General features: G+C 37.6%; 25 protein-coding genes. 11 read left to right on the top strand and 14 right to left on the bottom strand.

Translation table 11 applies throughout. From position 1 onward, the window contains the following. Positions 1-11: 11 nt before the first annotated feature. Positions 12-986, top strand: a complete 975-nt coding sequence (locus ODE14_RS17200) for a deoxyhypusine synthase family protein (protein ID WP_169232222.1) — start codon at positions 12-14, stop codon at positions 984-986. Between the two features lie 225 nt (positions 987-1,211). Here the strand turns inward: ODE14_RS17200 and ODE14_RS17205 are convergent, their stop codons facing one another. Next, positions 1,212-1,358, bottom strand: coding sequence for a hypothetical protein (locus tag ODE14_RS17205; RefSeq protein WP_263602291.1), 147 nt, complete (start codon positions 1,356-1,358; stop codon positions 1,212-1,214). Positions 1,359-1,608: 250 nt separating this feature from the next. On the opposite strand from ODE14_RS17205, the gene ODE14_RS17210 reads away from it, so the two are divergent. Further along, a complete protein-coding gene (locus ODE14_RS17210; RefSeq protein WP_248394895.1) occupies positions 1,609-1,905 on the top strand; it encodes an MGMT family protein in 297 nt (98 codons plus the stop codon). Positions 1,906-2,009: 104 nt separating this feature from the next. Here ODE14_RS17210 and htpG read toward each other — a convergent pair whose 3' ends face one another. The 3 genes from htpG to ODE14_RS17225 form a co-directional block, all read right to left on the bottom strand. Beyond that, complete coding sequence (gene htpG, locus ODE14_RS17215; protein ID WP_263602292.1) at positions 2,010-3,902, bottom strand: molecular chaperone HtpG; 1,893 nt, start codon at positions 3,900-3,902, stop codon at positions 2,010-2,012. Positions 3,903-4,108: 206 nt separating this feature from the next. Next, a complete protein-coding gene (gene recA, locus ODE14_RS17220) occupies positions 4,109-5,110 on the bottom strand; it encodes a recombinase RecA (RefSeq protein ID WP_248394893.1) in 1,002 nt (333 codons plus the stop codon). A gap of 191 nt (positions 5,111-5,301) precedes the next feature. Further along, a complete protein-coding gene (locus tag ODE14_RS17225; RefSeq protein WP_263602293.1) occupies positions 5,302-6,498 on the bottom strand; it encodes an oxygenase MpaB family protein in 1,197 nt (398 codons plus the stop codon). Between the two features lie 133 nt (positions 6,499-6,631). Here ODE14_RS17225 and ODE14_RS17230 point away from each other — a divergent pair, with 133 nt between their 5' ends. Beyond that, the gene (locus ODE14_RS17230; protein WP_263602294.1) at positions 6,632-7,435 is read left to right on the top strand and encodes a hypothetical protein; all 804 of its coding nucleotides are present in this window, start codon (positions 6,632-6,634) and stop codon (positions 7,433-7,435) included. A gap of 59 nt (positions 7,436-7,494) precedes the next feature. Here ODE14_RS17230 and gap read toward each other — a convergent pair whose 3' ends face one another. The 6 genes from gap to ODE14_RS17260 all read right to left on the bottom strand — a co-directional run bounded on the left by gap (position 7,495) and on the right by ODE14_RS17260 (position 12,389). Continuing rightward, entirely contained in the window at positions 7,495-8,499 is a 1,005-nt protein-coding gene (gap, locus tag ODE14_RS17235; RefSeq protein ID WP_248394890.1) for a type I glyceraldehyde-3-phosphate dehydrogenase, read from the bottom strand. Positions 8,500-8,528: 29 nt separating this feature from the next. Next, complete coding sequence (gene pfkA, locus ODE14_RS17240; protein WP_248394889.1) at positions 8,529-9,515, bottom strand: 6-phosphofructokinase; 987 nt, start codon at positions 9,513-9,515, stop codon at positions 8,529-8,531. 161 nt (positions 9,516-9,676) lie between these two features. Then, positions 9,677-10,435 (bottom strand): TIGR03915 family putative DNA repair protein, encoded by a 759-nt coding sequence (locus ODE14_RS17245; RefSeq protein WP_263602295.1) that lies wholly within the window; start codon positions 10,433-10,435, stop codon positions 9,677-9,679. Between the two features lie 71 nt (positions 10,436-10,506). Continuing rightward, positions 10,507-10,800: a type II toxin-antitoxin system RelE/ParE family toxin gene (locus ODE14_RS17250; protein ID WP_263602296.1), complete on the bottom strand. Its 294-nt coding sequence runs from the start codon at positions 10,798-10,800 to the stop codon at positions 10,507-10,509. Then, positions 10,800-11,021, bottom strand: a complete 222-nt coding sequence (locus tag ODE14_RS17255) for a type II toxin-antitoxin system ParD family antitoxin (protein WP_263602297.1) — start codon at positions 11,019-11,021, stop codon at positions 10,800-10,802. The genes ODE14_RS17250 and ODE14_RS17255 overlap by 1 nt, the downstream gene beginning before the upstream one ends. 108 nt (positions 11,022-11,129) lie before the next feature. Then, positions 11,130-12,389, bottom strand: a complete 1,260-nt coding sequence (locus tag ODE14_RS17260; RefSeq protein ID WP_263602298.1) for a putative DNA modification/repair radical SAM protein — start codon at positions 12,387-12,389, stop codon at positions 11,130-11,132. 146 nt (positions 12,390-12,535) lie between these two features. Here ODE14_RS17260 and ODE14_RS17265 point away from each other — a divergent pair, with 146 nt between their 5' ends. The 4 genes from ODE14_RS17265 (at position 12,536) to ODE14_RS17280 (ending at position 15,915) form a co-directional block, all read left to right on the top strand. Then, positions 12,536-13,864 carry a hydroxymethylglutaryl-CoA reductase, degradative gene (locus ODE14_RS17265; protein ID WP_248394886.1) on the top strand — a complete coding sequence of 443 codons (1,329 nt, stop codon included), beginning with the start codon at positions 12,536-12,538 and terminating at the stop codon, positions 13,862-13,864. Beyond that, positions 13,864-14,019, top strand: a complete 156-nt coding sequence (locus ODE14_RS17270) for a hypothetical protein (protein WP_263602299.1) — start codon at positions 13,864-13,866, stop codon at positions 14,017-14,019. Before ODE14_RS17265 ends, ODE14_RS17270 begins: the two co-directional genes overlap by 1 nt. Next, the gene (locus ODE14_RS17275) at positions 14,016-14,402 is read left to right on the top strand and encodes a DUF423 domain-containing protein (RefSeq protein WP_263602300.1); all 387 of its coding nucleotides are present in this window, start codon (positions 14,016-14,018) and stop codon (positions 14,400-14,402) included. Before ODE14_RS17270 ends, ODE14_RS17275 begins: the two co-directional genes overlap by 4 nt. A gap of 235 nt (positions 14,403-14,637) precedes the next feature. After that, complete coding sequence (locus ODE14_RS17280; protein ID WP_263602301.1) at positions 14,638-15,915, top strand: chloride channel protein; 1,278 nt, start codon at positions 14,638-14,640, stop codon at positions 15,913-15,915. Between the two features lie 18 nt (positions 15,916-15,933). On the opposite strand, the gene ODE14_RS17285 is transcribed toward ODE14_RS17280, so the two are convergent. From ODE14_RS17285 to ODE14_RS17300, 4 genes are read right to left on the bottom strand one after another with little or no spacing between them, the layout of a single operon-like run. Further along, a complete protein-coding gene (locus ODE14_RS17285; RefSeq protein WP_263602302.1) occupies positions 15,934-17,340 on the bottom strand; it encodes a TolC family protein in 1,407 nt (468 codons plus the stop codon). Beyond that, on the bottom strand, positions 17,324-18,637 hold the full coding sequence (locus tag ODE14_RS17290; protein WP_263602303.1) for an HlyD family secretion protein: 1,314 nt from the start codon (positions 18,635-18,637) through the stop codon (positions 17,324-17,326). The genes ODE14_RS17285 and ODE14_RS17290 overlap by 17 nt, the downstream gene beginning before the upstream one ends. A gap of 10 nt (positions 18,638-18,647) precedes the next feature. Continuing rightward, positions 18,648-20,312 (bottom strand): peptidase domain-containing ABC transporter, encoded by a 1,665-nt coding sequence (locus ODE14_RS17295; RefSeq protein ID WP_263602304.1) that lies wholly within the window; start codon positions 20,310-20,312, stop codon positions 18,648-18,650. A gap of 10 nt (positions 20,313-20,322) precedes the next feature. After that, a complete protein-coding gene (locus tag ODE14_RS17300; RefSeq protein WP_248394878.1) occupies positions 20,323-21,000 on the bottom strand; it encodes a TetR/AcrR family transcriptional regulator in 678 nt (225 codons plus the stop codon). Between the two features lie 176 nt (positions 21,001-21,176). Between ODE14_RS17300 and ODE14_RS17305 the strand changes: the two genes are divergently transcribed. From ODE14_RS17305 to ODE14_RS17320, 4 genes are all read left to right on the top strand, one after another. Then, entirely contained in the window at positions 21,177-22,100 is a 924-nt protein-coding gene (locus ODE14_RS17305) for an alpha/beta hydrolase (RefSeq protein WP_263602305.1), read from the top strand. A 110-nt stretch (positions 22,101-22,210) separates the two neighbouring features. Then, entirely contained in the window at positions 22,211-23,401 is a 1,191-nt protein-coding gene (gene sucC, locus ODE14_RS17310; RefSeq protein WP_248394875.1) for an ADP-forming succinate--CoA ligase subunit beta, read from the top strand. A gap of 207 nt (positions 23,402-23,608) precedes the next feature. Continuing rightward, positions 23,609-23,983, top strand: a complete 375-nt coding sequence (locus ODE14_RS17315) for a hypothetical protein (RefSeq protein ID WP_263602306.1) — start codon at positions 23,609-23,611, stop codon at positions 23,981-23,983. A gap of 12 nt (positions 23,984-23,995) precedes the next feature. Continuing rightward, positions 23,996-26,194 carry a reprolysin-like metallopeptidase gene (locus ODE14_RS17320; protein WP_263602307.1) on the top strand — a complete coding sequence of 733 codons (2,199 nt, stop codon included), beginning with the start codon at positions 23,996-23,998 and terminating at the stop codon, positions 26,192-26,194. The last annotated feature ends 25 nt before the right edge of the window (positions 26,195-26,219 follow it).

The following is a 26,219-nucleotide window of genomic DNA, read 5'->3' on the forward strand; positions in this document are numbered from 1 at the left end:
AAAATAATTAAATGAGCAAACCGATTACTGAATTCATAGAAAAGTATTATCTGCACTTTAATGCAGCGGCATTGGTGGATGCTTCAAAAGGATATGTGGCGCATCTTAAGGATGGCGGGAAAATGATGATTACACTGGCAGGAGCAATGTCTACGGCAGAATTAGGAAAAATTCTTGCAGAAATGATCCGTCAGGACAAGGTAGATTTTATCTCTTGTACAGGAGCAAATCTTGAAGAAGATCTGATGAATCTTGTAGCGCACTCTCACTACGAAAGAGTTCCTCATTACAGAGATCTTACGCCGCAGGAAGAATGGGGTCTGTTGGAAAGAGGGCTGAACAGGGTAACAGATACCTGTATTCCTGAAGAGGAAGCTTTCAGAAGACTGCAGAAACACATTTATGAAATCTGGAAAGATGCCGACAACAAAGGAGAAAGATATTTTCCTCACGAATATATGTACAAAATGATCCTTTCAGGAGTTCTGGAGCAGTATTACGAAATTCCTAGAGAAAACTCATGGATGATCGCTGCAGCAGAGAAAAACCTGCCGATTGTTGTTCCGGGATGGGAAGATTCTACCATGGGAAATATTTTTGCATCCTACTGTATTAAAGGAGAACTTAAATTTTCTACCATGAAATCAGGGATTGAGTATATGGCATATCTTGCAGACTGGTATACAAAGAACTCTTCAGGAAAAGGAGTAGGCTTCTTCCAGATTGGTGGAGGTATTGCGGGTGATTTCCCGATTTGTGTTGTACCGATGCTGTATCAGGATATGGAAATGCATGATATTCCGTTCTGGTCATATTTCTGTCAGATCTCAGATTCTACCACTTCTTACGGTTCTTATTCCGGAGCGGTTCCGAATGAGAAAATTACTTGGGGTAAGCTTGATATTACCACACCGAAATTTATCGTTGAAAGTGATGCTACCATCTGTGCACCTTTAATGTTCTCTTACATTTTAGAAAATTCATAAGCTGGAACTCGAAGTTCAAGCTTAAACTTATACAAACGTTCCAATTTTTGGGACGTTTTTTTATTTAAAAATCTTAATCTGCAAATCAGTGAGAGTCATTCAAATAATGGCGTGCCCTTCTCCAGACCAATCCAAAGGCTCAGGTCGGGCTTCTCCGGGCTCCACTTCGTTCCGGTCTCAGGAGACTGCTCGCCTCGCTCGCACCCTTCATATCCCTCACGCAAATCAGTCCAGGGAATTCACCAGTACAAAATACCGGTAGGCTAAGATTCCTTTTTGGATCTTTGTCAGCTTATTGGGATCTTTGTTGCTCAATTTCGGAAGTACCGCTTTATTGACTTTATTCAGCCAACGGAAAAATGCTTTTTTCATAACCGATATTTTGATAGTAACATTCAAAAATTATGCAATGCTGATATAGATAAAGCAAATAAAAATTGCCGGCATTCCTGCAGGCAATCTTAACACTTCATCACACTATGTACGGGTTTCCGTATATTTTTTTAATTCACTTTGATTATGTATTAAATTTACAAATTACAAACAAATTGAATCTTGATCTATGGTAAGTAATTACCTGAAGTTGTACAATTTTCTTATTTTTGATTGATGATCCTTTATTATGAATGAAGTTTTTAAACAACAGGTCTGGGAAATTTCAAAACTAGTTCCCAAAGGAAGAGTAACAAGTTACGGAGCTATAGCGAAAGCTGTAGGTTTTCCCAATCATTCACGGCATGTGGGCAAAGCCATGGGAGGATGTCCACCGGATGTTCCTGCCCATCGTGTGATTTCAAGTTCAGGAACTTTGTCGGTCCCTGAATTTCAGCAAAGACTCGAAGCGGAAGGAATTGTTGTCGAAAATTTCAGGATTAAAGATTTTAAAAAATTGTTCTGGGACCCGATGAAGGAATTGTAAGATAGAAATTTCGTTAAAAAGTTTCGGCGGAGCCTTTGGCTCCGCCGAAACTTTTGTATTTCCGGGGCGACTTTGTCGCCCCGGAACCAGTATAAATCATTGTATTATTTTTCCAGCTGCTTATAGCTTCTTTGAATAAAATCTGTCAGTTCTTTTCCTTTTAATAAATTCTGAGAAAGTTTGGCCAGATCCAAAGCATGCTGAATCAGTCCGCTTTTTTCTTCTGTATTTTCTGCTTTCAGAATTTGACCAGCGAATTCACTATTGGAGTTCACTACCAGATTGTACATTTCCGGGAAGCCGCCCATGCCGAACATACCGCCGCCGCCCGTTGCCTGCATATCCTTCATCCTTCTCATGAATTCCGGCTGTGTTATCGTAAATGGCGCATCTGTGCTGTCCAAATCTTCAAGCTGAACAGTGAATTTTTTATCATTGATCGATTCTTCAACATATTTCTTTAATGATTCTTTTTCAGTTTCATTCAATTTAGAAATAACAGGCTCATCTTTTTTGATTAAATTATTAATATGATCTGCGTCAACCCTCGCAAATGAAATCTTCTCTTTTGACGTTTCAAGCTTCTGGATCACATGCGGAATGATCGGAGAGTCTAAAAGAAGGACTTCATATCCTTTATCTTTTGCTGCCTGAATATAGCTGTGCTGTTCATCTGCATTAGAAGCGTAAAGAACGATGAGATTACCGTCTTTATCGGTTTGATTAGGCTTGATTTTTTCTTCTAATTCACTCCAAAGGAAATATTTTCCGTCCGTTGTAGGGTAGAGCGTGAATTTATCAGACTTTTCTGCAAATTTTTCTTCTGTTACAATTCCATACTCGATAACAACTTTGATGTCATTCCATTTCTTTTCGTAATCTTCACGGTTTTCATTGATGAGAGAAGACATTTTGTCGGCTACTTTCTTGGTGATGTATGAAGAAATTTTCTTTACCGCACCGTCTGCCTGCAGGTATGAACGAGAAACATTCAACGGAATATCCGGAGAATCAATTACTCCACGAAGAAGCATTAAGAAATCCGGAACAATTCCTTTTACCTCATCCGTTACAAAAACCTGGTTCTGGTACAGCTGGATTTTATCTTTTTCAATATTTAAATTGTTATTTAATTTAGGGAAGAATAAAATTCCGGTCAGGTTGAACGGATAATCGACATTTAAGTGGATATTAAACAATGGTTCTTCAAACTGCATCGGATACAATTCATGATAGAATTTCATGTAATCCTCATTAGTCAGTTCACTTGGAGCGATTGTCCATGCCGGAGTCGGATTGTTGATGATATTGTCAACTTCTTCTGTCTCTGCAACAGCATCTTCAGGAGCATTTTCCGGTAAAGGCAATGTGTGTGTTTTTGTTCCGAATTTAATAGGAACAGGCATGAATTTGTTATATTTTAATAATAATTCACGAATCTTACCTTCTTCTAAAAACTCTGTTGAGTCTTCAGCAATATGAAGAATGATTTCTGTACCTCTTTCAGTTTTGTCAGCTGTTTCTTCTAAAGTGAATTCCGGACTGCCGTCGCAGATCCATCGAACTGCAGGTTCATCTTTGTAGGATTTCGTTATAATTTCAACTTTTTCGGCAACCATAAACGCAGAATAGAATCCAAGCCCGAAATGCCCGATAATTCCGGCATCTTTTGCAGTGTCCTTGTATTTTTCTAAAAATTCCTCAGCTCCGGAAAAGGCTACCTGGTTGATGTATTTTTCAACTTCTTCGGCTGTCATCCCGATTCCCTGATCGATAATGTGAAGAGTTTTGTTTTCTTTATCGATCTTTACTTCAATTTTCGGATTTCCGTATTCAACTTTTGCTTCTCCGATGCTTGTCAGGTGTTTTAGTTTTAAGGTGGCATCTGTTGCATTGGAAATTAACTCTCTTAAGAAGATTTCGTGGTCACTGTAAAGAAATTTTTTAATTAAGGGAAAAATATTTTCCACCGATACATTAATATTTCCTTTAGTCATAATATTTAGTTTTAATTTTTTGTATTCTTTCTCAAAAAAAATACCGTTCGACACAAAGTGACATTTTGGCATTAAAGTAAAGTGAAGTGAGATGTTAGAAGTAAGAAGTTAAAAGCATAATTTGATTTTGCGATTATAATTTTTTTGATAACAATAAAAAAGACAGCCTTTTCAGACTGTCTTCGATATTTTAAAAACTAAAAAACTTATTTGTTTTTCAATTCTTCCTTGATTTTATTTTCAAGTTCTTCCGCAAGTTCAGGATTGTCTTTCAACACATCTTTTACCGCATCACGGCCTTGTCCGAGCTTTGTATCTTCATAGCTGAACCATGATCCGCTTTTCTTAACAATTCCCTGTTCTACAGCCTGATCAAGAATTTCCCCTGTTTTAGAAACTCCTTCACCATACATAATGTCGAATTCTGCCTGTTTGAAAGGTGGTGCTACTTTGTTTTTCACAATTTTTACTTTTACACGGCTTCCGATAGCTTCGTCACCTTGTTTGATTGGCGCACTCGCTTTTCTGATATCCACTCTTACAGAAGCATAAAATTTCAAAGCGTTACCTCCGGTTGTCGTTTCAGGATTCCCAAACATCACCCCGATTTTTTCTCTCAGCTGGTTGATGAAAATTACCGTACATTTTGTTCTGGAAATCGTCGCTGTTAATTTTCTCAAAGCCTGAGACATTAATCTTGCGTGAAGACCCATTTTAGAATCTCCCATTTCTCCTTCAATTTCAGCCTTTGGGGTAAGAGCTGCTACAGAGTCGATAACCACAATGTCAATTGCTCCAGAACGGATCAGATTATCAGCAATTTCCAAAGCCTGCTCACCGTTGTCCGGCTGTGAAATGATCAGGTTTTCAAGATCGATACCCAGTTTTCCGGCATATCCTCTGTCAAAAGCATGCTCTGCATCAATAAATGCGGCAATTCCTCCTGCTTTCTGAGCTTCTGCAATCGCATGAAGAGTTAATGTTGTTTTACCGGAAGATTCAGGACCATAGATCTCAATGATTCTTCCTCTCGGGTAGCCACCCACTCCTAAAGCAATGTCTAATCCCAAAGATCCGGAAGGAATTACTTCAATGGTACTGTCCACAGAGCTGTCGCCCAATGTCATTACCGTTCCTTTTCCGTATGTTTTATCTAGCTTGTCAAGCACCAGTGCCAGTGCTTTTTTCTTGTCGTCTATATTACTCATCTGTTGTTTAAATAATTTATCAAAAATACAAAAAATTACAGTCAAAAACTAATATTGCATACCATTAAAACCAGTTTTTATAGTTAAAAAAATGATAAAATTTTAACACCGTAATTCATTTTTCAATTTCCGGATAAAGTTGTTTTTTTTAATCTTTTCATGTATGAATCATCAAGAATATCAGATGTTTACTAATGGAAAACTGAATTGTCGGTAATCCTGAGATAATCTTTCAATACTTTCATCTGGTCTTTATTTCCTTTTCGGATTCGTAGTTCCCGGCTCACTATTCTATTGTAAATTTTGTTGATCATTTTTTTGGCAAACGGAAATGCTTTTCTGCCGTTTACTTCCGGAATCTGGAGTCTTTTGCAAACCTCGTCGTCCAATAAAAACCAGGTGCAGCAAATATGTAAATAACGTAGATTCTTTCTTTGAAATTCGTACTTTAAGATAGGATTTTCAAGCGATTCATTTAATAAAGAATGAGCAAGCAGAACTGAATCTTTATCCGCAGGAGGCTGAATAGATGTCCACATATAGAAAAATTCAGTAGCCTGTTTTTTATTGTCCGGTAATAGTTTTTCAGGGATTCCCAGAAGGTATCCTACATATTTCCAAAGATGAAAAAGGCCTTGTTCTTCCTGTGCAGAATAAGCATTGCCCAGCTTATGAAGACTATGAAGAAAAACCAGGCTGAATCCAATATACGTGGCCATCATATCCCAGGAATTGATGGGTTCTCCGCAATTTTCCGTGTCCCAATCTTTATAATGTTTTCTGATGGAAAGTCTTGCGTAAGAGTGAATCATTCTTGTTTTAATCGCAAACTCATAGCCTTTATGATGGAGTTCCAGTGCATCGTACCGGGTAACATTTACCCAGAAATCCAATGTTTCGGAAAGTCTTTTAACGGCACCTTTCTTTAAAGCTTCGGTTATGATAAGCGGTTTGTTAAGATAAGCAAAATCATATCCTCCCATCAGGCAATAATCCCGAAGGGAAATCAGGGAATCCAGGTTAGCCCTCATGCAGAGTTCGGCACCGTTTTTTAATAAACCATAATCCAGCCATTCCGGAATAGTTTGCGTTTGCAAAAACATTTGTTTGATGCTTTCTGGAGTGTTTTCGTCTTCCGAAATGCCGTTTCGAATATACTGCTCTATTTCCTTTGAGGCTTCGCGAAAGTTTTTAGTGAAATAAATATCTTTTACAACCCTGTCTCCTGTTTCGTCCACGTGATAAAAATAAGATGAGAATTCTTCGAAATCTTTAAAACTTACTTCTGCACCGGAAAAGTCAATCAGCTGCTTTCCGTTGCCTTTTGTCCAGAAGTCTTTAAAATGTGGATGATCTTTGAACCTGGGCTGTAAAATAGTGTTTTTCATTATGAATAAAAGTACAAGTTTTGCGCCGAAAAAAGAAGCTGAAATTTGTCAGCTGCACTGGATTAAAAATACTACAAAAGGGTAATTTCTTGATGTTGATGGATTTTGAAAATTTGTATAAAAATTATTAGTCATGAAAACAAAAATTTTATTGCTGTTGCTTCTTGTTTTGGGGGCAGAAACATTTGGGCAAATTGCGGTTACTGATAACACAATAACCATTGATATGAATCAAAGAGTTGATTCAGTTGAAGTGTTAATAAAAAAAGGAAAATATTCCCTACAAACTGAAGGAAGTTATAAAAGTATTATCATTAATAAGGAGGCAGTTTTATATCCCGAACTCTCAACTGATTTAAAGAGTGATAAAGAATCAAATCATTTAATAAACAGTCTAAATGGAATCAAGTTGAAATTTGGAAGTAATACAGAATATACAATTTTGACAACCCATGATAGTATTCCGAAAGTTAGAAAATATATTTTAAGAAGCCGGTCAGACTGGAGCTGGAGTATAACATTTGGTGCGAATACGATCTTTTATACCAATCGCAGTAAATTTATATCGCAAAAGGCAGATGATGGCAATAACAAAGTGAATAAGGTAAATGATCAAAAACATATTGAATTGATGCCTGCTATTATGTTTACTTTTATCAATAATCACGAAAATATATCTCCGGGTTTTACCGGAGGTTTAGGAGTTAACTTTGAAGAAATTTCAGTTTTTTTAGGACCTTCATTAGGCATCGGACAAAATATTATTTTGACGGGGGGTGTAGCCGTCCATAAACAGATGCGGCCCAGTTCGAATTATTTTATAGGACAAACCATTGATAGTTCTGTAACCAACGATAATTTAAATGAATCACAATACCGCATTAATCCATTTATTGGAATTTCTTTCAGATTAGATAAAAACCCATTTAAAAATTAACAAAAAAACCTTCCCGCCGGGAAGGTTTTTATTACTCATTGCTGATTGCTCATTACTTATTACAAAGAAGCAGCATGTACCAGCATATCTACCAATTTGTTTGAGTAACCCATTTCGTTGTCATACCAAGAAACAAGTTTTACAAAGTTTGGAGAAAGCATGATACCGGCATCTTTATCGAAGATTGAAGTTCTCTTATCTCCTACGAAATCCTGAGAAACAACAGCATCTTCAGTGTATCCTAAAATACCTTTCAATTCACCTTCAGAAGCAGCTTTGATTGCAGCACAGATCTCATCGTAAGAAGTCGCTTTTTCTAATCTTACCGTTAAATCCACAACAGAAACATCAACAGTTGGTACTCTGAAAGACATCCCTGTTAATTTTCCGTTTAATGATGGAATTACTTTTCCTACCGCTTTTGCAGCACCAGTAGAAGAAGGAATAATGTTATTTAAAGCAGCTCTACCACCTCTCCAGTCTTTCATGGAAGGACCGTCAACTGTTTTTTGAGTTGCCGTTGTAGCGTGTACGGTAGTCATCAAACCTTCTACGATTCCAAAGTTATCGTGTATTACTTTAGCCAAAGGTGCTAAACAGTTTGTTGTACAAGAAGCGTTTGATAAAATTTTGATATCGTCAGTAAGCTCAGTGTGGTTTACACCCATTACGAACATTGGCGTATCATCTTTAGAAGGAGCAGAAAGGATTACTTTTTTAGCTCCTGCGTTGATGTGCTTTGCAGCATTTTCTTTATCTAAGAATAAACCTGTAGATTCAACGATATAATCGGCACCGATTTCGTTCCATTTTAAGTTGTTCGGGTCTCTCTCGGCAGTTACTCTGATTCTTTTTCCGTTTACCACAAGGTCATTTCCCTCAACGGAAACTTCACCCGGGAAAATACCGTGTACAGAATCGTATTTTAACATGTAAGCCATGTATTCTGCGTTGATCAGGTCGTTGATTCCTACCACTTCAATGTTATCTCTTTCTGTCATTGCTCTGAAAACAAGACGTCCGATTCTACCAAACCCGTTGATACCTACTTTAATTGTTGACATAATAGTTTGTTTTAAATTATATTAAAATATTAGATTGCTAAAATTTTCGAAATCAAAAGAAGATCTTTATTGATTTCATTGTGTTTTTTAATGGCTTCTTCAATCGGTGTGTATACCAGATCATTAGAACGCATTCCGGCCATGACGTTGGTTTTTCCTTCCATTAATCCCGTTACCGCGCCGTAGCCCAGTCTGCTTGCCAAAACCCTGTCTGCACAGCTTGGAGAACCTCCTCTCTGCATGTGTCCCAGAATAGCCACGCGAATATCGTAATCCGGAAAATCCTTCTTTGTTTTTTCTGCCAGTTCGTAAACATTTGCCAGTTTTTCACCTTCTGCTACTACCACAATACTAGAAGCTTTTCCCGTTTTTTCAGCATTTCTGAAATTGGTGAACAGTTCATCAATACTGTCTTTTCTTTCAGGGATTAAAATATCCAGAGCTCCTGTTGCCAGTCCGCTGTTCAGCGCAATAAATCCGGCATCACGGCCCATTACTTCCACAAAGAAAACTCTGTTGTGGGATGTCGCCGTATCACGGATTTTGTCAATAGCATCCATAGCTGTATTTAAGGCGGTATCATAGCCAATCGTATTATCGGTTCCGAAAATATCATTGTCAATAGTGCCCGGAATACCAATTACCCTGATCCCGAATTCTTCATTAAAGATTTTGGCCCCTGTAAAAGTTCCGTCTCCGCCGATACATACCAATCCGTCAATGCCAAGTCTCACACAGTGGTCATACGCTTTCTGGCGGCCTTCTTTGGTTTTAAACTCCATGGATCTGGCAGATTTCAGAATGGTTCCGCCCTGGTTGATTATATTTTTTACGGAACGGGGACCCATCTTGAGAAAATCTCCGTTTATAAGGCCGTTGTAGCCTTCTCTTACTCCGTAGCATTCGATATCATAATAATTTGCGGTTCGCACTACCGCCCTCAATGCTGCATTCATACCCGGAGCATCACCCCCTGAGGTAAGAACTGCAATTTTTTTTACAGCACTCTCTTTCATCTAGTAAAAAGTTTCGAACACAAATTTACAAAAACAAGTTCAGATAATAACAGTAACTTGAGAAGAGTTTTGAATATAAATTATTTAAATCGTCTAAAACGTGAATGTTTGAAAATACCTGCAAAAGTGTTAAGATGAAGCATTTCTGCAGAAAATGTGATTTACCATTTTTCCGTTAAATATTTCCAGTACCGTTTAGGAACATGCTGAAGATGCAGTTTTAAATTTTTTCTTTCAACAATATTGGTTTTTATAAAATACCGCTGCCACAACGTCTGGTAATTTTTTTCCTGATCATGAAATTTCTGTTCATATTTATTGAGGTCAATTTTTTCATCGGGATAAAAAAAGTCGCAGGTTTCCAGATCATAGAGGAGTCCGTAGTTTCTGCGTAAATCGTAGATCATCCATTTCTGATCCTGGTAACGGTCTTTAAAATGTTTCCTGATCAGCGGAAGTACATTGAAATCGGGGTCTATTTTAGCAAAAAACACATCATCCTGCATTTTTTCAAATCGTACAAAAGCAGTCATTCTGTGTCGTTCCCGACTTACGGATTTACAAATTTTAGATATTTTTAAGATGGCTTCATCAGCATAATTCTGAAGAATATTTTCATCCGGATGTTTGATAGACTGTTTTACGGCCGATAAAATAAGCTGTTCTGCTTCCGGATCTTCGGAAAGATATACTTTAAGTAATTCGTGAATACCCTGTTTGCCAATATTTTTTTCAAGTTTATTTAAAACTCTTTCAGATTTATCATTTTGTGTAATTACTTCGTGAATTTCAGCAAAAATATTTTCCTGATGAAACCTTTCCCTGCTGATAATTTCCACATCCTTATAGCGGTACTCAAAAACCTCAAATACTGCGGTAAAAAGTCCGTCGAAACTGCCATCGTAGAGTAGGGTAGTCATTTTTAATGTAACAATCTGGTAATTTAATAATGTAACAATTTGGAAATGTATATGTAATCTGAAAACAAGGTTTAAAAATAATTAGGAACATCCCTGCTTCCATGCAATATTCTTACAATACGTATATATTTATCCAAAACTCTATAGAAAATAATATGATTATCTTTCGGGAAACTATATAAACCTTCTTTTATTTCATTTCGTGCTTTGCCTGATTCTGGATGTAAGACTAAAATTTGAAAAACTTCTTCGATCTCCAAAAGATATTTTTCAGCCTGATCAAAACCAAAATGATTTAATGTATAATCAAAAATATCTTCCAAATCTTTATCCGCTGCTTCGGATAAGATGTAATTTTCAGGCATTATTTTTTCTTCTTAGATTCAATAATATCCTTTACAGATCGGGAACTGTTGTTATGCCAGCCCTTTTCAATTTCGGCTTTCAGCTCTTCAATGATTCGATGACGATAGACCTCATGAAGCCGTAATGCATCCCGCACTACTTCACTTGCATTTTGAAAATCTCCTGATTTTATCTGCTCTGCAATATAGTCTTCCTGTTTTTTTGTAAAACTGACATTCATTATTATTTCTTTTCAATAAAATTACAGATTATATCTATATTTAGCAAATATGGACTATGTTGATATCGTCTAATTGTTAATAAATTGAAAGTTGAGTTATTGAAAGCTTTAAAACAAAGTCAATTGCTGCGAAAACTGATTATGAAACTTAGAAGAACTTCCGCCAATTAATAATTTTCTAAAATTTTTATCTGTTAAATATTTCAGATAAGCATTTCCTGCATTGAAATCAATAAAATACCGGGCGCGGTTAACCGCTGCACCCAGTTTGCTGAGATGATCCATCGTAAGAACCTGGAAACGTCTTGCACTGACAATTTTTTTTGCTGTTTTTACACCAATCCCCGGAATTCTTAAAATCATCTGGTAATCAGCAGTCTGGAGATTTACCGGAAACTGATCAAGATGTCTAAGCGCCCAGCTCATTTTCGGATCCATTTCAAGATCGAGGAAAGGCATATTCGGATCAAGGATCTCTTCTGCTTTGAAGCCATAGAACCGCATCAGCCAATCCGATTGATAAAGCCTGTTTTCACGGAGCATAGGAACTTCTGTCGTTAAAGAAGGGAGCCGCTTATCTTCCAAAACCGGAACATATCCCGAATAATACACTCTTTTCAGATTAAAATTTTTATAGAAATGATCCGCTACTTTAATAATCTGAAGATCATTTTCATTGGTTGCTCCCACAATCATTTGGGTAGACTGTCCCGCAGGAGCAAATTTCGGAACTTTTCTGAAAATCTTCTTTTCATCTTTATACTGGGCAATTCCGTTTTGGATATATTTCATCGGATTCAGCATATCCTGACGGTTTTTTTCAGGAGCGAGAAGTTTTAGTCCGCTTTCCGTGGGGATTTCAAGATTAATGGATAATCGGTCTGCATACAATGCGGCTTCCTGCATCAGCTCATCACTTGCCCCGGGAATAGATTTTAAATGAATATAACCGTTGAAGTTTTCTTCAAGACGAAGCTTTTTAGCTACTCTCACCAGACGTTCCATCGTGGTGTCTGCATTTTTGAAAATCCCTGAGCTAAGAAACAACCCTTCGATATAATTTCTTCTGTAAAAATTAATGGTAAGATCTACTACTTCTTCTACCGTAAAAGCTGCTCTTTTGATATTATTGGAACTTCTGGAAACACAATAGGCACAATCATAAATACAATGATTGGTAAGCAGAATTTTTAAAAGTGAAACACAACGACCGTCTTCGGTATAAGTATGGCAGATCCCACTTACGGAACTGTCTCCTAAAGCACCCTTTTTATTTTTTCTCGTACCTCCGCTTGAGGAGCAGGATACATCGTATTTCGCTGCGTCAGCAAGGATTTCAAGCTTTTCTTTCAGGCGGTCAAAATTCATATTGTTAATTGATTATCTTAATGTTGAATAAGATGAATGGTTCAAATTTAGCTCCAAAATTGATAAATATCAATCTTTTTCGATTGAAGTTATCAACAACGGAAAGTTACAAAATCACTATATTTACATTTCTTTAAAGATATACTATGAATCATCAACCGGTTGAAGGTTTTTCCAAACTTTCCAAACAGCGAAAAATCGATTGGCTTATCTCAGAATACCTTAGTGACGATCGCAGTTACGAACAGATTTTACAGCAATACTGGAACAATAATGCCGAAATTCAGAAACTCCATGAAGAATTTTCTGAAAATACCATTTCCAACTTTTATATGCCATACGGAATAGCCCCGAATTTTCTGATTGACGGAAAATTGCTGGCTTTGCCTATGGCTGTTGAAGAAAGTTCTGTGGTAGCGGCAGCATCTAAAGCAGCAAAATTCTGGATTGATAAAGGTGGGTTTAAAACAACCATTATCAACACCGAAAAACTTGGCCATACGCACTTTATATTTAACGTAGAATCCCATAAATTATTACATTTTTTCAACTTTAGGCTAAAGAAAAAACTTTTTGAAACTACGGAAGATATTACCGCGAATATGCGGAAACGCGGCGGCGGAATTTTAGATATCAAATTAATTGATAAAACCTCCGAAATGCCAAATTATTACCAATTAAAGGCCAGCTTTGATACGGTAGACTCCATGGGCGCGAATTTTATCAATTCCTGCCTGGAGCAATTCGGGAAGACCTTGAAGCAGGAGGTTGCAGAAAATGAAGATTTTACCCGGGAAGAAAAAGATTCATTACAGATTGTGATGAATATTCTTTCCAATTTTACACCCGACTGTATCGTAAGAGCTGAGGTGTCATGCAGGATTGATGAACTGAAAGATGACAGCGGAATTTCCAACGAAGAATTTGCATGGAAGTTCAAACAGGCGGTTACGATTGCTGAAATTGAACCTTTCCGCGCTACCACCCACAATAAAGGAATCATGAACGGGGTAGATGCAGTAGTTATTGCGACCGGAAACGACTTCAGAGCAACGGAAGCTTGTGCACACGCTTATGCTGCGAGAAACGGGAAATACTCATCTTTAACGCATTGTACAACAGATAACGGAATCTTCCGGTTCTGGATTGATCTTCCTATTTCAGTGGGAGTTGTAGGCGGCCTTACGAATCTTCATCCTTTGGTAAAATTTTCTTTGGCTTTGTTAGGAAAACCTTCTGCGCAGGAATTAATGAGTATTTTGGCGGTATCCGGACTGGCTCAGAACTTCGGAGCATTACGTTCTCTGATCACCACGGGAATTCAGAAAGGACATATGAAAATGCACTTGCTGAATATTCTTAATCAAATGGGAGCTACAGAACAAGAAAAGCAGTATTTTGTTACCTATTTCAAAGATAAAACGGTAAGCCATCACGAGGTGATCTCTGAATTTAACAGGTTGAGAGCACAATAATGTTTGGAATTATTGTCTCTGCATTGATGCTGGCTTTCGGAATATTTCTGAAAGTAACCAAAAATCCAGGTTTTGCCCAAAATAAAAAGTTTGCCTGGATTTTTATAGGAATCGGACTCGTGTCATTAATATTCAAAATTTTAAATTATAAATGAAAACAATAACATTAATTTTTGGAGCGGTATACGGTATGCTGTCCGTAATTTTAGGAGCCTTTGGAGCACACGCTCTAAAGAAAATCCTTTCTGTGGAAAGACTGGAAAGTTTTGAAACAGGGGTACGTTATCAAATGTACGCTGCCTTTTTCCTGTTAATTGCCGGTTACATTTTAAAATTTGAAACGAAAACCGAAAACTGGATTTCATGGCTGATGATTTTCGGTACTATGCTTTTCTCATTTAGTATTTACGGTTTGAGCATGCAGGATTATTTCGGGATGAATCTTAAATTTCTTGGACCCATCACCCCGCTTGGAGGTCTTTTGATGATCCTGAGCTGGGCGCTTCTTATTTTTTATTTTGCTAAAAACAGAATATAATTATAAATTATTAAGGTTTTCGACAGGCTCATATGCGGATAATTTGAATTATGGCGCGAGCGAAGCGAGCGTCGAAACGTGTAGTATTAGCAGTGTCATGCTGAGCCTGTCGAAGCATCTCAATACGATCTTAAGAAACGATGCTTTTTGTTTTTGAAGATTCATTCAATGAAAGTTTTCAAATAGTCATTCTTATAACAACAAATGATGATCGTAATTTTAAAAATAAATTAAAATGAAAATCAACAGAAGACGGCGTATTATAAGAACATTCAACCTTTTGGATCAGCCGATCCGGTTTAACCCGTTTGTGTTCAGCCGTACTTTTTTCATGTGGGCAATTACAGGATTGGTCGGTGGTGTAATTGCCGGGTTGTATTGGATTGTCCTTGAACATTTCACAGAATTCTTAGCTGAATTTCAAGGATGGATGGTAATTCCTACGATGGCAATAAGTGGTCTGTTGGCTGGTCTGGTTATTCATTTCATCGGTGATCCGGGTGAGATTCATCTTATTGTTAATAATATCCGTTTCAATAAAGGAAAACTTGATCCTAAAAACAATCCTTCCATGATTTTATCTTCCCTGTTTTGTGTGGCATCGGGAGGGAGTTTAGGACCTGAAGCTCCTTTGGTACAGGTTACCGGTTCTACAGGAACATGGCTCGGAAAAATTTTCAGACTGAAAGGGGAAGAGCTGCGTTCTCTCAGTATTGCAGGAATGGCCTCCGGTTTTACGGCACTTTTCGGGGCTCCGCTTGGCGGAAGTCTTTTCTCCCTTGAAATCCTTCATCATAAGCACGCTGTCGAATATTACAAAGCAATTATTCCGGCTTTGGTAGCAAGCTGTTTCAGTTATCTTATGTTTGCACTGATTATCCACTTGGGAATAGGAGCCACCTGGAACCTGAAAGCCTATCATTATACAGGAGTTTATGATTTTGCCTATGCAACGGCTTTCGGGATTATCGGAACTGTTTTCGGATGGATTTTTATTTTTGTGGTGAAATTTTTCAAACGCATTTTTGAATACAGGAAATTCCCGATCTACATTAAAACCCTGGTTGGCGGCGCTATTCTCGGAATCATCGCTTTTTATCTTCCCATTACAAGATATTTCGGGCATAATGAAATTAATCAGCTGATCAATGGTGATTTTGCGCTAAATTTTTTAATTGTTGTTTTGGTTTTTAAAATTTTAGCTATTGCTATTACGGTAACTTCCGGATGGAGAGGTGGCTTTATTATTCCGCTTTTTTTTGTGGGGACTACATTAGGGTTAATCATCCACCAGCTGTTTCCATCTGTTGATACTACGCTTGCCATTGTGAGCTGCATGGCTGCCATTAATGCTTGTGTTACCAGAACGCCGATGAGTACAACGATTATTTTGGGAACATTAACCGGTTTTACCTATTTCGTTCCAATACTTTTTGCAAGTCTCACCGGGTATTTCCTGGCTCCGAAAATTCCGTTTATTGGCTCCCAGTCGGAGAAATTATCCGAGGAATAAGATTTCCTCTAAATAATTTTAATTAAACTGAAAATTTTCTTTCATCCATTTTAGTTTGTTGTAGCTTTTAAGAAATTTATTGTTGAGAAGAATAAATTTTTCCTGAGCGTCGATCATCTTATTTTCCCTTGAGTTGATAAGGAACAGTGAGCTTTCCCCATTGTTATAGCGGATCTCTTCAGCCTGAAGAAGCCGCTGGTAATTTGTAAGATTATCCCGAGCAATATCAATCTGCGAATGATAGTTAGTCACTTCATTTTTATAAATAAGGATTTTTGTTTCAAGTTCTCTTCTTTTCACCTGGGTATCCAATGTGTTTTGTTCAATTTTAAGTTTTGCAATCTGGTAATTGGCTCTCGCCTCTCTTTGGAAAACAGGGATTTCCAGCTTCAGTCCGTATTGGAAATTATTGTCAAAAAGCGGGAGGTAATCTGCTCTGTAATTTTCTTTGTTAAAAAAATTATAGGTAAAATCAAGCTTAGGAAGAAAGCTTTGCCATTTTAATCTTCTTTCGCTTTCAAGAATATTTTGTTTTTGAAAATAATATTGCAACGAAAAATGATCGCTCAGATTTTGATTTTCCACCTGCTGTATCAGCATTTCAAAATTATTGAAAGCTTCACTGCTGTTCATTGTATCTGAAGGATAAATCATAACAGCCAGGTCATAAAGCTCTCTGTTATCTTTCCATAAAAAAAGCTGTAAATCCTGTGTGCTTTTCACGAAATTCAGGAAAGCATCCCGCTCCTGAAGCCGGAAGCTCTGTAGCTGTGAGACTGCTTCTACGGTATCAATGGCAGGTCTTTCACCAAAATTAAATGTCTTTTTTGTAAGCTCAAGACGTTCTTCATTAATTAAAACAGCTCTGCGCTGAAGCTGGTAAATTTCAAAGTTCTTGACCCATTCCCAATAGGTGTTTTCGGCTTCCAGAAGGAGATCGTTGGTAAGAACTGCCTGTTCTGCTTCGGTCATTTTCAGGGCGTATTTAGCCTGTTCCAGCATGGCTCTTCTTTTATCATACAAAAGGTTTTTAGCCAATGGAACAGTAACCCCAAACTGATAGAGTCCGCCTTTAGTATCGCTGTTATTGAGTTTTTCCCCATCTATGTAGTTGTAGCTAGCCGTAAGATCAATCCCGTACCATGTGGGGATGCCAAGCTCCAGATTCCTTTGTCGATAGTATTGTATTCCGTCAATGTTTTTTTCTCCAAGCTTTCCGCCAAGAACCGGATCGAAATTTCCTCTTGCGCTGGTAATTTCTGCTGTTGCAATTTTATTCTGAAGCTGATATTTTAGGGCTAAGGGATGGTAATTTTTTACAATGGAAATAAATTCCTTTGCGGATATTTTCAGTGAATCCTGTGCTGAAAGTATTCCACAAAGCAGTATGGCAAAGAGAAATATGATTTTATTTCTGTTTTTCATTCTGACCGTTTTTTGCAGTTTTAACTTCATAATAATCTGGCGGGAAACCATTGATATTCCGCCACAGTTCGTACCAGACCGGAACATCATTCAGAATGGCAATTCCCTGAACTCCGGTGCCCATTCTGATTTTGGGAGGCCATCTTTTCTGGGTTTTATCTTCCACGATCAAGGCTTTGAAAAGACCGTTCGCACTAATGTTATTTTCAATGGCAATTACTTTTCCGGCAAATGTTCCGTAGCTTGAATCCGGCCATCCCGAGAATACGATAGCCGGGAACCCGTCAAAAATACACATTACGCGCTGTCCTTCTTTAATAAGCGGAAGATCAACCGGTTTAATGTAAATTTCAACAGCATAGTCTACCGTTTTCGGCACAATAACCCCGATGCTTTCCGTTTCTTTAAGAATTTCCCCGATTCCTGCTTTATTAAGCTGAACAACCTGGCCATCCTGGGAAGCAACAATAAAGTAAAGTCCCTGGCGGAATTTATAATTGGCTACCTGGTTTTCCAGCTTGGCAATATCTCCTTCGCTGCCTTCAATCTGTCCCATGCTCTGAAATCTCTCTCCTTCGGTTTTACTTAGCTTTTCGGTATAATCCTGAATTACTGCGTTCTGCTCGATCGCCATATTCGAGATTTCCTGACGGGTTTGAGCTACCTTATTTTCGGAAGCCGTTTTTTTAGCGATAGCATTCTGATAAGATATGCTTCGTTGCTGGAACTGAGTTAAAGAAACCAGCCCTTCATCATACATTTTTTTCTGTCTGGTATATTGGTCTTCAGAAAGCTTAAGCTCATTGGTTGCAGCGGCAAGTTCTGCTTCTTCACCTGCGAGCTTGTTTTTAAGCTGGCTGATTTTTATATCAATTTGATTCAATTTAAGATCTTTGGCTGTGGCAAGCGCCTGAAGCTGATTATTGGTGGTTCCTACTTTAGCTTCGTAATAATCCCTTACTCCTCTTTTTGCTTCTACCTGCTGCTCAGTTCTTTTTACAAGCAACGGATCAAAATAATCATCCTTTACTTCAGAAAGCTGTAGAATAGTGTCTCCTTTTTTAATATAGTCCCCGTTTTTTACATACCATTTGATTATTTTTCCGGGAATGGGGGAGTTTAGCTGTTGCGGGCGTTGTTCCTGATAAAGGGTCGTTACATTCCCCACTACCTTGATATTTTGGGTCCATGGAAGAAACAGTACAATAATCGCCAAAATGAAGAATGACAAAAACCATCTTTTTACGTATGATTTTTTGTGGATATTATATATATTATCAAAAGACTGAATTTTCATACCTGTATTTTTAAGATAAAGTTTTTAAAGTTCCGTTTTTAAGGTGCAGATGATGATCTGCGTAATCAATAATTTCGGAATTTTGAGAAACAATCACGATGGTCGTTTTATAGCTGATCTCCTTAAGATACTGCAGCATTTTGCTCTTGAAAATTTCGTTCATTCCGTCAACCGGATCTTCAAGCAACAGCAGCTTTTTCTCTCCGATTAATGCGCGGAGGAGCAGGATTTTTTTCTTGGAACTGAATGAGATTTCGGGATCTGTTTCACTTATTTCGGTAAAGAAACCGCTTGTGAACTGACTTGAAATATTTTCCGTACCAATTCTTTCCGATAATTCCATTACATCTTCCATATTAATATTTTCATTCCCCATTAAAATATTATCCTGAACGGTTCCCTGGATCATTCTCATATCTTCGAGATACACGCCCATCTCCGTCCGGAGTTTTTCTTTATCAATATTTTTTAATGGAATTTTATTAAGTAAGACACTTCCCGCAGGCGGTTCGTAAAATCCGGCCATCATATTCAGCAGGAGTGATTTTCCTGATCCCAGCTCACCGGAAATTACCGTTATGGCATTCTCCCTGATAATACAATTGATATCCTGAAGTATATGGACATTGCTGTTGAAGTAAAAGTCGACGTTTTTAAATTCAATTTCAATACCTTCATTTTGGTTGGCGAAAATAATTTCTCCGTTTTTCTCTTCAGCAAGTTCTGTCACTTTGTTAAGTTTGGCGAGGGAAGCAATTACATCATAATAGCTTTCTAAGCTTATAATAAGTTTTTCTACTGCTGCCATAATACTTAATACAACAATTTCCGTAGCGATAAACGCCCCGATATTAAGCTTTTGGTTGACGAGAAGATAAGTTCCTATAACCAGCATTGCCAGTGTGATAATAACTTTAAAAGCAATAATTGTCTTATACTGGATTTCAAGAACTTTAAAATGGGAAGTTCTGTGTTCAAGATATCCTGTTACGCGTTCATCAATTCCTTTAAGATGAATCTCTGTTTCTGAGTTTATTTTAAAAGATTTTACCGATGCGGCCAGGTCTTCTATCCATGCTGCCGTTTCATACTTTTTGTCGCTTTCCTCAATACTGGATTTTATCCCGCTTTCCATGGTAAAATTAAAAATAAGCACGACACTCAGTACCACAAGTGCTCCGAAAATCAGAAACCAGGGATGATAAAAAGATAATAGAAGAAGGCCGAAAATGATCTGTATCAGTGCGGTAGGAATTTCCAGTAAAATTTTTGAAATTCCCTTCTGCAGATTCTGGGTGTCGAAAAAACGGTTCACAAGTTCCGGAAGATAGTATTTCCTGGTACTTGAAAGATTTACTTTAGGAATCTTTTCGGTAAAGGCAACGGAAAATTCCACAAATATTTTCTGCTGGATTTTTTCAATAATCTGCATCACCTTAAGCCTGAAATACCCTACGAGCCAGGTTCCGATCACAACAAAAATAATCAGGATATAAATGGATGTTGCCATGGTTGCTCCCATAACAAAGCTGATAATAGACTGTATTCCCAGAGGAACACTAAGCTGAACCAGACCGTTTAAAATTGCGTAAAAATAAATATTGGTAACGTCTTTCTTTTCTTTTGTAATATATTTAAAAAGATTATAACCGTATTGTTTAGGAGAGTTTTCCATTGATTTGCTGTTATTTTATAAGATTATAGGTAATAAAACGCAGATAATCCAGTACGTACTTTTTATGTTCTGTTCTTTTAATATGATTATCGGTAAGCTTAGGCAAATGTTCACTGAAAAACTGCTGATCGTGTGCTGTTTCCAGCAAAGTACTGGCAAATGACTTAGGATAGGGAAAATCCGGTTTTGCCTGGGTGATTACTTCTCCAAAAAAATTGCACAGACTTTTAAGTGGACTAAAAACCATTTCCTGATTGATTTCGTCTACTTCTTTTACCAGATAAGATTTGCTGCTTTCTGCAATAACAATACTGTGAAGTTTGCTGAGATCATAGTCTTCAATGCTGTCTTGGGTGGTATCATTATGGGTGATAATTTCCAGAATTTTCTCCATTTTTTGCTGAGGTTCCTTAATTTCCTGCAGCCTTAGCTTAGAAATAAATTCAATATAAGACCAATACCAGTTTAAGATATAAGTGAGTAATTTATGTTTAGACGGAAAATATCTGTAAACCGTGGCTTCCGTAGAGCTGATTTTCTGTGCTAATTTTTTAAATGTAAAGCTTTCAAAGCCTGTTTCGTATATCAGTTCAATAGAATTCTTCACGATGGCCTTTCCGATCTCACTGTTTTCGGGGTTTTTTAAGTATAATGTTTCGTTGACTTTAAATTTTACCTGGAATTCCATTTTTTTTATATAAAGTAGTTTTATTTATTGCTTTAGCAAAACTTATACCAAAAGTTATTTAAATATTATTTATGATAGTAATACTATTGCGATATTTAATCTGTCTAAAATTATCAACTAATCTCACAAATATTAAATATATTAGGTTGACATATATTTGCAAAAATTATAGAATAATGCAAAAAATTTTATTATCTCTTTGCTTGTCTTTTCTTTTTCTAAAATACAATGCGCAGATTCCGAATGTTGTTAGTGGCAGAATCGAAAGAACAGCAGATTTTAAATCTCAATATGTAACGCCGAGAAATGTAGATGTCTGGCTTCCGGAAGGCTATTCTGCGTCCCGAAAATATGCGGTGTTGTATATGCAGGACGGCCAAATGCTGTATGATCCGGAGACAACATGGAATAAGCAGTCGTGGAATGTGGATGATATCGTTTCAGATCTTATTAGAAACAAGAAAATTCAGAATACAATTGTGGTGGGAATCTGGAATGATTCGAAATTAAGGCATTTGGATTATTTTCCGCAAAAACCTTTTGAAAGTCTTACAGCAACACAAAAAGATACGGTTCGGGCCCAATTGACAAAATCGGGAAGGTCTGATGAGATTTTCTCCCCCAATTCAGATAATTACCTCAAATTTCTGGTAAAAGAACTTAAACCATTTATCGATAAAAAATATTCAACGTATAAAGACAAGGCACACACCTTCATAGCCGGAAGCAGCATGGGAGGGCTTATTTCCATGTATGCCATCTGTGAATATCCTGATGTTTTCGGCGGAGCTGCCTGTCTTTCAACACACTGGCCGGGTACTTTCACTCTAGGTAATAACCCTTTTCCCGATTCGGTTTTAAAATACTTGAGTAAAAATCTTCCGGATCCTAAGAGTCATAAAATCTATTTTGATTGTGGAGATAAAACTTTGGATGCGCTTTATCCGGATATTCAGAAAAAAGCCGACCGGATAATGGCAAAAGCAGGCTTCTCGGATGCCAGCTGGAAAACGATGTATTTTCCGGGAGAAAATCACAGTGAAGAGGCCTGGAATAAAAGGCTTCATCTTCCTCTTGAGTTTCTTCTGAAGAAAAAATAACAGATTTTACAATAAAGTGACTTTAAACATCGATAAAATACTTTCCTGCCTTGTTCATTTTTATTAAATTTGTCAACCTTTAAATTTTAAAATAAAATAATAAAAATAATATGAATCTTCACGAGTATCAATCAAAAGAGATTTTATCAAAGTATGGAGTAGCTATCCAACGTGGTTTCGTTGCAAACAACGTAGATGAAGCTGTAGCTGCTGCTGAAAAGCTAACTGCAGAAACCGGAGCTCAGGGATGGGTGGTGAAAGCACAGATTCACGCTGGTGGTCGTGGTAAAGGAGGCGGTGTAAAGTTTTCACCGAATATGGATAAGCTTAAAGAAAACGCTCAGAACATCATCGGGATGCAGCTGATCACTCCACAAACTTCTGCTGAAGGTAAAAAAGTAAACTCTGTATTGGTTGCAGAAGATGTATATTATCCGGGAGAAACTGAAACAAAAGAATTTTATGTTTCTATCCTTTTAGATAGAGCTGAAGGTAAAAATACCGTTGTATATTCTACAGAAGGAGGGATGGATATCGAGCATGTGGCTGAAGTTACCCCTCACCTTATTCATAAAGAAATCATTGATCCGGCTTTAGGGCTGCAGGGATTCCAGGCAAGAAAAATTGCTTTCAACCTTGGTCTTGAAGGGAATGCTTTCAAAGAATTTGTAAAATTCATCACAGCTTTATACAATGCTTATACAGGAATTGATGCTTCTCTTTTTGAAATCAACCCTGTGTTAAAGACTTCTGACAATAAAATCATTGCAGTAGACGCTAAGGTAACGCTTGATGACAATTCATTATTCCGTCATAAAGACCTAGCTGAACTTAGAGATACGAGAGAAGAAGATCCAATGGATGTTGAAGCGGGTGAAGCAGGTCTTAACTTCGTAAAACTGGATGGTAACGTTGCTTGTATGGTAAACGGAGCAGGTCTTGCAATGGCAACAATGGATATCATCAAATTATCTGGTGGTAATCCTGCAAACTTCCTGGATGTTGGTGGTACTGCCGATGCACAGAGAGTACAGACCGCTTTCGGAATTATCTTGAGAGATCCGAATGTAAAAGCAATCCTGATCAATATCTTCGGAGGTATCGTAAGATGTGACAGAGTTGCCCAGGGAGTTGTAGATGCTTACAAAGCGATGGGAAGCCTTCCTGTTCCGTTGATCGTAAGATTACAGGGAACAAATGCTGTTGAAGCTAAACAATTAATTGATGATTCCGGACTTCCGGTTCACTCTGCAATCACTCTTGAAGAAGCAGCAAATAAAGTAAAAGAAGTTTTAGCATAGTCTGAATTTCTTATCAATATAAAAACCGTTTCAATTCCGAAACGGTTTTTTTGTGCAGATGATTTAGAATAATTTCAATTAAAACTATAAAATATTCATCTTAAAATTGTTATATTTACAATAAAGGATGTTAAAATGAGACCGTTTCTATACTTTTTTCTCTTTTTATTTCTTAGCTGTCGGTCTCAGATTGGCGTAGATAATGCGATGCAGCAAAAACCAATTTCTTTCGAAGATAAAAATCATTACTCATTTACCATAACTTCCGGAAACTATTTTATCATCAACACTCAGCAGAAAATGGATGAGGTTTTCAGGATCATTCATCAGAAAAACAGCGGTAACAGATTTTCACCAATTCCTGCTGTGGTTGAAAATGAAACGTATATTATTCTTAAACCTGCGTTAAAAAATTCCAACGATGTTTCAATTGATTCAGTATCATTTTATAAAAATGTATTGTACGTAAAAGTGAAGGAATTTGAAAATCCGGATTTGAGCAAAACAAGCAGAATTTCACCTGATATTTTATTAAAGTTAAATGAAAAATTAGACATAAAAGAAGTCATTATTCAATACTAATATACAACTAATATGAAAAGTAAAACATTTATCTTCTCGTGCTTATTGATTGTAGCACAGGCTTTTGGCCAGCAAAACTACTGGTCGAAGCTTAAAGATCCCAAGATCAGCAGGGAAAATCTCAATCCGAGATGGACAAATCCAAACACTTTTACTTTGTACCAGGCTGATTTGGAAAAAATTAAAGCAGATCTTAAAAAAGCCCCGCAGCGTTTTTCCGGAAATGAAAGTGTAGTTATTAAATTTCCGGATTCAGACGGTAACATCCGGGACTACATCATTCAGGAAGCTTCCGTAATGGAACCTGAACTGCAGGCAAAATTTCCCGAGATAAGATCATATACAGGATGGCAGAAAAATCATCCTGAAAATACGATCCGTTTCAGTGTAACTCCTTCAGCAGGAATCAGTGTAATGTACTTTGATCATTGGGACATCAGCTATTTAGATAGTTATACGAAAGACAATTCTGCCTTTATCTTATATAAAAGAAAAGATTTACCTCCCAATAACCGACTGTTCGAATGTCATGTTGAAGATAAACTGGATGAACTAAAAAATAACGGCTCTGCAAACAAAGCGCCGTTAGTTTCAGACGGGCAGTTCAGGACCTACAGACTTGCGCTTTCCGCAACGGGAGAATATACAACCTTTCACGGAGGGACCGTTGCGCTGGCAATGGCCGCAATGGCAACAACAATGACGCGGGTAAACGGTGTGTATGAAAAAACGATTTCTACCACAATGGTCATGGTAGCCAATAACAATCAGCTGATCTATACAAATGCTGCTACTGATCCTTTCACCAATGGAGATCCCGGAACAATGATCAATGAAAACCAGACTAATACAAACAATATTATTGGTTCTGGCAACTATGATATAGGTCATGTTTTCGGAACTAACAGCGGAGGTCTGGCAGGTTTGGGAGTTGTTTGCGTTTCAGGGAATAAGGCAAGGGGTGTCACCGGTTCCGGAGCACCAATCGGAGATCCGTTTGATATTGATTATGTGGCGCATGAAATGGGACATCAGTTTGGGGCCAATCATACTTTCAGGGCAGCAAGTGGTTCGTGCAACGGGAATTTTAACAATGCCACAGCGTATGAGCCGGGAAGTGGCAGCACCATTATGGCGTATGCAGGAATCTGCGGAGCCAGCAATAATGTTCAGAATAACAGTGATGCGTATTTCCATGCAGCAAGTATTTTGGAAATGTATGCTGTTCTGCAAAGAGCCAGTGACTGTGCAAATAAGGTATCCAATGGTAATGGTGTGCCTACTGCAGATGCAGGGGCAGATTATATCATTCCGAAAGGGACTGCTTTCGTTTTAACAGGTACGGGAACAGATCCTAATGGAGATCCTTTAACCTATTTGTGGGAGCAATACGATAATACCAATAATACGCAGCCTCCTGTATCTACTGCAACAGCGGGTCCTGTTTACCGGTCTTTAACCCCGACAGCTTCTCCTTCGAGATATTTACCTGCATTAAGTTCTGTGTTGGCTAATAATCTGGTTCCGAAATGGGAAGTTACTCCAAGTGTCGCCAGAACGTTGAATTTTTCACTTGTAGTGAATGATAATAAAGCAACCGGAAATCAGGCTGCAAGAGATGTAATGACGGTTACCGTTACCAATGATGGCCCTTTCACCGTAACTTCGCAGACAAGTGGCGGAAGCTTTACGGGAAACACAAGCATTCCTGTAACCTGGAATGTAGCAGGAACGAATACAGGAACTATTAATACGCAAAATGTGAGCATTCTTTTATCCAAAGATGGCGGATTGACATTTAATACAGTTCTTGCAGCAAGTGTCCCGAACACCGGTTCTGCTAATGTAACTCTACCAAACGAAAATGTTGCTTTCGCAAGAATTATGGTGAAAGCGGTAAATAATATTTATTATGCGCTTAATGCTTCTTCTTTTGCTATTGTACAGGTTCTTTCAACTGTAGAAGCACAGGTGAAAAGTTTCTCAATCTATCCGAATCCTTCCCATGATGTGGTAAATATCAGGCTGAAAAATGCTTCTGAAAAAGCAGACTTTAAGTTATTTGATGCTTCCGGAAGGCTGCTGCAGACAGGAAGTTTCAAAGGAACAACTCAGGTAAATGTAAACAGTCTAATGAATGGAAATTATGTGATCTCGCTAATTCTTGAGAATGGCGAAAAAATTTCAGAAAAATTAATTATCAAAAAATAGTTTATCATTATCAGTGTAATAACAA

This window comes from Chryseobacterium sp. PET-29 (assembly GCF_025736815.1).
Lineage (GTDB): Bacteria > Bacteroidota > Bacteroidia > Flavobacteriales > Weeksellaceae > Chryseobacterium > Chryseobacterium nepalense.